The organism is Robiginitalea sp. (genome assembly GCF_049588695.1).
GTDB lineage: Bacteria > Bacteroidota > Bacteroidia > Flavobacteriales > Flavobacteriaceae > Robiginitalea.
On record NZ_JBAVZJ010000517.1, the window covers coordinates 1 to 7,491 of the forward strand.

A 7,491-nucleotide genomic window follows, 5' to 3' on the forward strand; every position below is an offset into this window, starting at 1 on the left:
CGAAGCCGATGGCCTGGTGGTCCTGAATCCGGAAACGGTTCAGGTTACCGAGAGTGGCCGCGTCTTTATCCGCAACATCTGTATGGCCTTTGATCTGCATTTGCACAATAAAGTGCCCGAAACTAGGTTATTTTCAATGACCGTCTAATCTAATCCCAATACCATGAAAACTATTATCGTACCCGTTGATTTCTCCCAACAATCTGAATATGCCCTCGAAGTGGCAGCTTCATTGGCCAAAAAGCATGGATCGGAGATTATCGTACTGCATATGCTCGAACTAAATTACGCGATGATTTCCTCTTCGGAGGCCTATCATCCCGAGCAAACCGTGTTTCTGCTCAAGGTAGCCGAAAAAAGACTGGGTGAGTTTCTGGAAAAAGACTACTTAAAAGACCTCACTGTAACACCTGTTATAAAGCATTACAAAGTCTTCTCCGAAGTGAATGAGGTAGCTGAAAACCACAAGGCGGATCTGATTGTAATGGGCTCCCATGGAACGGACGGACTCCAGGAGATTTTTATCGGATCCAACGCCGAAAGGGTAGTTCGGAATGCCGAGGTTCCTGTGATTGTGGTTAAAAAGCGAAGGCCTGGATTTAAGATTGACACATTCGTCTTTGCCTGTGATTTTAAGGAAGAGACGCTTCCGGCCTTTAACAAGGCCAAAGCCTTTGCCGAAAAATTAAGGGCAGAATTTAAAGTAGTCTATATCAACACTCCTGGCGATCATTTCCTGAGCGATGGCGATATGAACCAGCAGATTTCCAAATTCCTGGACCATGCTAAATCTGGCATCCCTGTAGATAAGTATTGCGATTACAGTGTCGAGCGGGGTGTATTGAATTACTGTGAAAACATTCAGGCTGATCTGGTTGGTATCCCGACCCACGGTCGGAAAGGTATTTCCCACTTCTTTATGGGAAGTATTGGAGAGGATATCGCAAACCATTCCCCGATCCCTGTGATTACATTTAAGTTATAGGTTTCACACCCTGAGATACATAAAAAAGGGGGCTGCCATGGCAGCCCCTTTTTTATTGTGGTGGAGTCTTTTTTTGAACCGCAGCTCCTTCCTGGAGCGTACTTCAAAAGCCTTGTGTACTTGCGACAGGTTTTCTGAAGGCTGTCTCTTCCCGTAGCGTACCTGTCAAACCTGCTCCTTGTACTTTCTACACGTTTAATTACCCAAAACGCTCGTGTGCAGCAGCTTCCAGGGTTTCCCGATGGTCTGGATGGGCGATTGAAATCAGGGCCCGGGCACGTTCCTGCAAGTTCTTTCCAAAGAGGTTAACCACCCCGTACTCGGTGGCCACATAATGTACGTGGGCACGGGTGGTTGTGACCCCGGCCCCCGGCTTGAGGATTGGGGTAATCTTGGAAATACCCTTTCCTGTGACGGAAGTGAGCGCAATGATGGGTTTACCTCCCGGGGAGAGGGATGCCCCACGAATAAAATCCATCTGTCCGCCCACCCCGGAATATTGATAACTCCCAATGGTATCTGCACAGACCTGGCCGGTGAGGTCGATTTCAATGGCGCTGTTGATGGCAGTTACTTTGGGGTTTTGACGGATAATGGTGGTATCGTTGGTATAACCCGCTTCTTTAAAGTGGACCAGGGGATTGTCGTCTATAAAATCGTAAAGCTTTTGGGATCCCGCGGCAAAACAGGTGACTATTTTTCCCGTTTTAATTTCCTTGTCCGCTCCGGTGACCACCCCTTTTTCAATCAGGGGCAGCAAACCATCCGAGAACATTTCCGTATGTACCCCAAGGCGCTTATGCCCGCCCAGATTTTCAAGCACTGCGTTGGGAATACTTCCAATCCCCATCTGTAACGTCGCCCCGTCCTCGACGAGGGAAGCCACGTGTGCCCCAATTTTTGCTTCCGTTTCTGAAATACCTCCCAGGGGATAGGTGTGAATGGGGGCGTCCACCTCTACCAACGCATCGAGCTGACTGATATGGATGATCCCGTCCCCGTGGCTTCGGGGCACTTTGGGATTGAGTTGCCCGATTACTTTTTTGGCCGTTTGCACGGCAGGCAGGGTAATGTCTACCGAAACACCCAAAGAGCAATATCCGTGTTTATCGGGAGGGGAAACCTGTACCACCGCGACATCCAGCGGCAATAAATTCCGTCGGAACAACCAGTGGATTTCACTGAGAAATATGGGGATATAATCTCCCTGGTTGGTGTTTACGGCCTTTCGTACGTTCCCGCCTACAAAGCAGGAGTTGATCTTAAAGGCTTTACTATAAGGTGGCAGGGCGTAATTCACCGTGCCGTCGGTATGAATCGAGATGACCTCTACGTCTTTAAGGTCTTTATACCGGTCACAAATGGCATTGATAAGGGTGTTGGGGGTCATGGCAGCACCCTGAACAAAGATGCGGTCCCCCGATTTGACGATGGAAGCCGCTTTTTCAAGAGATACGATATTCATAGTATGTTTTTTGGTCTATAGAGTTGCGTCTTCCAGGCCTAAGAGCCTTCCGCGACGCCCAGGTGTTTGCGATAAAAAGTCCAGGCATTGCGCGCCACATCCCTTCCAAGCTCCAGCCCGGCTACATTGTCGGCCTCGATATGGTATCCGCCCATGACCCTCGATTTCCCCGCCATATTTGCGGCTTCGGTAAAGGTTGGGAATTTCAGGGTAACGGTGTCGCCAAAGTGTCGGGGATCTAATTCGGTCAGGACTCCCGGGACCAGTTTAACGGATTCCCCAAAATAATCGTCTCCTGTAAAAAGGCGTAAGGCTTCCCCACAAGCGCCGCTCACGGTGCTGTGCCCGGAGGTATAACTCGGAAAAGGCGGGCAGAGAAAAACATCAGGCGAATAGGGGCGCCACTGCTCCCCGGGCATTTCAACAATCCCTTTGCCGGGACCTCCCCAGGCGCGGATGACCTCGTCCTGAAAGTAATCGTGGACCAGGGCGTAGGGCCGGGCATAATCGTAATACATCTTGGAATCCCAGGAGGCGATAAAGGCATCCATAGCCGTAATCTGGTTGAGAAAGTACATTTTCACATCCTGATCCAGGGTATGGGCATCGCGGCGGGAAACGTCCTGTGCAAATTTCAACCAGTGCCCTGCCTGCTGTACAGATTTTGGCCCGTCCCTCATAAACTCCACCAGGGCTTTATCGGCATCCGTAAGCCCAGCCTGCAATTCAATAACTTCTCGTACCTCGCGTTCCAATTGCTCGGAGCCGACCATGGGTGGAGGTCCGGGGCGAAACTGACTGGCAGAATCCAGGGTGATGGGGGTGACGTGTTGCCAGAACGGTGTCAGGCAACCCGGGGCAAACTGGGTTCCTTCGGCATCTGTGAAATACTTGGGCTGCCACCGGTTGATGTCTACATTTTCATCCGCTGAATTCACCGGGGCGTATTCGGTATAGTCGAAATAGGGTTCCCCATTGGAGCCAGGTACTTCCCCGTACTGGTTGGATCCGTCGTTTTTCCGGGCTTCGATCACGGCCCGGGCTGCGAGATTGCCTATTCCTGCCGGGGTGTTCGGATCCATATTCTTATCGTCCGGGTCCAGGCCCAGCTCTTGCATATATTCCCGGAACAAGGTGGTATCCGAATAATAGTATTCATTCAGGGTACGGTATGCGGCGTAACTAATGGCTATTTCCTTGTTGGAAAGGGTGTGTTCTCCTGCCGGGCGTCGTGCTACGTCTTCCAGGTATACAGGGATAGCTGTGGGGTCGTACCGGGACCAGGCATCAAAAACCGCGGTAAAGATCAGGCCGAGGTACCTCGAGGTTACTGTGGGGCGGGGTGTAAAGCGCTCGGTATCCAGGGCCGTGGCTTCCAGGGCCATTGCCCCCCACTGGTAGGCCCTGTTTTCGGTCCCTGTGGGCTCCGCTGCCTCTACAGTCGCCTTTTCCGGGCGTTCCCCGCATGAAATCACCAAAAAAAGCATTGAAAACAAAATCCAGAATTTATCCATCTGTCTCAGGTTTATGTATTGAAGTCAATATTTAATTTTCAAGGATGACACTCCATCGTCCCGGTTACCTGGTCTTTGGGCGCCTGGGGAGAAACATAGGGAATACCCAGGCCCATACCCCGGAGTATAAAGAGCAGACCTATCACCACTACAAAAACCGGGATCCATTTGCCTACGGCGGGGAGCTTTGTTTTAAAGACTTTTCCCATCAGGGCCGCACCGCTCATCAAGGGTACCGTCCCCAAACCAAAAACCATCATATATAACGCACCCATAGGCGCAGAAGCCATGGCCATAGCCCCGACAAGGGCCATATATACCAAACCACATGGGAGAAAGCCATTCAGAAATCCGATGCTTAGGAATGCATCGGGGTTTCCTTCCCGTAATTTGGCGCCCATGGCGGATTGTAGTTTACCGAGCAGGCGATACACCGGCGCAGCAGGTTTCCACTTTCGGAAGGTACGGGCCGGAATGAGCACTAAAAGGATCATAATGGCCCCGAGGAGTATCGATAAATTCTGTTGAAAGCCAAAGAGGTAAAGGCCTTTTCCGATCAGTCCGAAGACCAGGCCGATCAGTCCATAGGCGAGCAAGCGACCCCCGTGATACAGGCCCAGCTGCAGCCCGCCTTTCAACCGATTCTGACGGTTGAGCGGAAGCATAAAGGCAATGGGCCCGCACATACCGATACAGTGCAGGCTTCCCAGGGCTCCTAAAACTAATGCTGTTGTGAGCATAGTGAATCATTTATCCCTGCGACCCCTGCCACAAAGTTCCGTTAGACTTGTGGGCGGGGGCATCAGAGGCTTCAATAGGTCATTTTGTTTTGATACAAATAAGGTTTCCCTTCATACGTCCATTCGATTCGAATATCCCAACGACCATCCAACAAGCGACTCTTGGGTATGAGCAATTGCCTTTCGGATAATTGAATTGGAGTTTTGAAGTCCAACTGCTTATTGGACGGTCTGTACAGGGATACCGTTCCTTTTATTTTTTCCGGGGCAAGGGTTTCCGGAAAACGGACGCTCAGGCCCTCAGATGTTTTTGCTACCTGGAGTTGCCACCCGGTTTTATTCAGGTTATCGGCCGCATCGAGATCTTGCTGATACTTCAACTCTTGCTGGTAATAATCCTCCGTGACCAGATCGTGATTGGATTGCGGATCTCTGAAGGAGAGCACCACGAAATACAAAATAAAGACGATAAAGGCTACAAAGGAAAGGAAGATTCCGGTTCCCCAGTTGAATTTCATAATGCGTTGTTTTTATTTATATGAATGGGGTGCTAAGAAGCGGGCAGTCGTGGTTTCAATCAACTCATCCCCACTGTATACCCCAATTTTGACTTTGTCTTTATCGCCACTCAGGGCTGCGTTATTGATTTCTATAAATAGTGTGCCTTCAGAGAGCTCCTGGGCCGGAACGTCAAACCCGGAACCTTTGACAAAGGTGATCGTACCATTGTGCGAGAGGAGTTTAAAGTTTATATCCGGCACGGACTGGCTTGTTTTATTGATCAGTTTATAGGTGTATACATTGCTGATCATATTGTTTTCCTTCCGTTCGTACAATTGTCCGGGGAGCCTGAGGATGGTCGCTTCCAGATCGTTCCTGAGGAACAACATCCCCACCAGTACCCCCATCAGCACAGTGAGCACCGCGGCGTATCCTTTCATCCGCGGCGTAAACTTAAACGGGATCTTATCCGATATTTCGACCTCACTGGCATAGCGGATGAGTCCTTTCGGATAGCCAATTTTTTCCATGATGGTATCGCATTCGTCGATACAGGCCGTGCAATTCACGCACTCCAATTGTGTCCCATTGCGAATGTCGATACCGGTGGGGCAGACGTGGACGCATTGCAAACAATCAATACAGTCCCCGTGGCCCAGGGCCTCCCGGTCTTCATTTTTACGGAATTTCTTCCGGCCGTTTTCGCCTTCCCCCCTTTTGTAATCATAGGCGACTACAACGGATTTGTCGTCGAGCAGGACCCCTTGCATGCGCCCATAAGGACAAGCGATAATACAGACCTGTTCGCGAAACCATGCAAATACGAAATAAAAGACAGCTGTAAAAATCAGCAGGGCAGCCAAAGTACCCATATGCTGGGACGGCCCGTCCATAACATATCCGATAAGTTCGTCGCTGCCGATGAGGTAAGCGAGAAAAACATTGGCAATCAGAAAGGAAATGATAAAAAAGACGGTCCATTTCAACAACCTTTTCCGAATTTTTTCAGCATTCCAGGGTGCGCGGTCCAGGCGAATCTGTGCCCCCCGATCTCCGTCGATCCAGTACTCGATCCGCCTGAAAACCATTTCCATAAAAATGGTCTGCGGACACATCCATCCGCAGAAGATCCGTCCGAAGGCGACTGTAAAGAGGGCGATAAAGATCACCCCGATAATCATGGAAATTACAAAGAGGTGAAAATCCTGGGGCCAGAAGGGAAACCCGAAAATATTGAACTTCCGCTCCAGGACATTAAACATGAGAAACTGATTCCCATTGACCTTTATAAAAGGGGCTGCAACCAGGAAAACCAGCAGCGCATAACTCACGTATTTCCGATAGGTGTAAAAACGGCCGCTGGGCTTCTTGGGAAATACCCAGGCGCGTTTACCTTCCTCTGAAATGGTGCCTATTGAATCCCTGAAATTTTCGTTTGAATCCATGTCTGTCCGGCTTCATTTCCCCTCTTCGAAGGTGGGTTTACTCCTCGAGATCAAGCGGGTTTACCGCCTCATCTTCCATAATGATTTCCACAGAAGTGGAGTCCATTTCAACCTGGACTTCTTCTACAGGTGCATTTTCATCTATCCATATTTCCCCTTCCGGATCTTTGGGGTTGGCAGGGGTTGTCCCATGCAGGCTCAGGATGTAACTGGAGACTTGCGCCATTTCACTGGGTTTCAGGGAAGTCTTCCAGGCCACCATTCCCTTACCGGAACGGCCTCCTTCGGAAACGGTATTGAAAACGTTGCGAATCCCACCGCCCAAAATCCAGTAGTCATCCGTCAGGTTGGGTCCTATACCCCCCCCTCCGTCATTCATATGGCACACCGCACAGTTGCCCTCAAAAATAGTTTTCCCGGCATTTATATCCGAGGCTTCGGTAAGGAGTTCAACGGTATTGACATCCACCAGGTCTTTGGCTGTTTTTTTGTACTCCTCGATGGCGATTCGGGCCTCGGCCATTTCCTGTTCAAATTCTGTGGTCTGGTCATAATCGTTAAAGATGTGGAAACGCACCAGGTATACCACGCCAAAAACGATGGTGACGTAGAAGAGGTAAATCCACCAGGGTGGTAACCGGTTGTCCAGTTCGCGAATACCGTCGTAATTGTGATCCAGGATAATTTCCCCTTCTTCTTCAATGGGTCGGGAGCCCAGGAGCTTCTGGTACATGCGTTTACCCCATGCCCATTCCCATTGTTCGCTTTTGGATTCTCTATAGCGGGCTTTGGCCTCCTCCGAGAGGGTTTGGTACATGACGTTTTCGATAGACTTCAGGAT

Annotated in this window: 7 protein-coding genes and 1 pseudogene; 2 read left to right on the forward strand and 6 right to left on the reverse strand. The window is 50.1% G+C overall.

Going from position 1 to position 7,491, the window contains the following annotated elements; genetic code table 11:
• Nucleotides 1-148, forward strand: a pseudogene (locus WBV75_RS11990) (oxygen-independent coproporphyrinogen III oxidase); the annotation flags it as partial.
• A gap of 15 nt (nt 149-163) precedes the next feature.
• A complete protein-coding gene (locus WBV75_RS11995) occupies nt 164-985 on the forward strand; it encodes a universal stress protein (protein WP_424120828.1) in 822 nt (273 codons plus the stop codon).
• Nucleotides 986-1,184: 199 nt separating this feature from the next.
• On the opposite strand, the gene WBV75_RS12000 is transcribed toward WBV75_RS11995, so the two are convergent.
• The 6 genes from WBV75_RS12000 to WBV75_RS12025 form a co-directional block, all read right to left on the reverse strand.
• Nucleotides 1,185-2,450 carry an acetyl-CoA hydrolase/transferase family protein gene (locus WBV75_RS12000; RefSeq protein ID WP_424120829.1) on the reverse strand — a complete coding sequence of 422 codons (1,266 nt, stop codon included), beginning with the start codon at nt 2,448-2,450 and terminating at the stop codon, nt 1,185-1,187.
• Between the two features lie 38 nt (nt 2,451-2,488).
• Nucleotides 2,489-3,964, reverse strand: coding sequence for a vanadium-dependent haloperoxidase (locus tag WBV75_RS12005; protein ID WP_424120830.1), 1,476 nt, complete (start codon nt 3,962-3,964; stop codon nt 2,489-2,491).
• A gap of 38 nt (nt 3,965-4,002) precedes the next feature.
• Nucleotides 4,003-4,704, reverse strand: coding sequence for a sulfite exporter TauE/SafE family protein (locus WBV75_RS12010; protein ID WP_424120831.1), 702 nt, complete (start codon nt 4,702-4,704; stop codon nt 4,003-4,005).
• A 71-nt stretch (nt 4,705-4,775) separates the two neighbouring features.
• On the reverse strand, nt 4,776-5,222 hold the full coding sequence (locus tag WBV75_RS12015; RefSeq protein WP_424120832.1) for a FixH family protein: 447 nt from the start codon (nt 5,220-5,222) through the stop codon (nt 4,776-4,778).
• Nucleotides 5,223-5,234: 12 nt separating this feature from the next.
• Nucleotides 5,235-6,650: a cytochrome c oxidase accessory protein CcoG gene (gene ccoG, locus WBV75_RS12020; protein ID WP_424120833.1), complete on the reverse strand. Its 1,416-nt coding sequence runs from the start codon at nt 6,648-6,650 to the stop codon at nt 5,235-5,237.
• A 37-nt stretch (nt 6,651-6,687) separates the two neighbouring features.
• On the reverse strand, nt 6,688-7,491 hold an 804-nt coding region (locus tag WBV75_RS12025; protein WP_424120834.1), incomplete at its 5' end, for a cbb3-type cytochrome c oxidase N-terminal domain-containing protein.

Excerpts from the sequence above, each read along its gene's own strand:
- WBV75_RS11995 (WP_424120828.1), top strand. The coding sequence starts at position 164 with ATGAAAACTATTATCGTACCCGTTGATTTCTCCCAACAATCTGAATAT.
- WBV75_RS12010 (WP_424120831.1), bottom strand. The coding sequence starts at position 4,704 with ATGCTCACAACAGCATTAGTTTTAGGAGCCCTGGGAAGCCTGCACTGT.
- WBV75_RS12000 (WP_424120829.1), bottom strand. The coding sequence starts at position 2,450 with ATGAATATCGTATCTCTTGAAAAAGCGGCTTCCATCGTCAAATCGGGG.
- WBV75_RS12015 (WP_424120832.1), bottom strand. The coding sequence starts at position 5,222 with ATGAAATTCAACTGGGGAACCGGAATCTTCCTTTCCTTTGTAGCCTTT.
- ccoG (WP_424120833.1), bottom strand. The coding sequence starts at position 6,650 with ATGGATTCAAACGAAAATTTCAGGGATTCAATAGGCACCATTTCAGAG.
- WBV75_RS12005 (WP_424120830.1), bottom strand. The coding sequence starts at position 3,964 with ATGGATAAATTCTGGATTTTGTTTTCAATGCTTTTTTTGGTGATTTCA.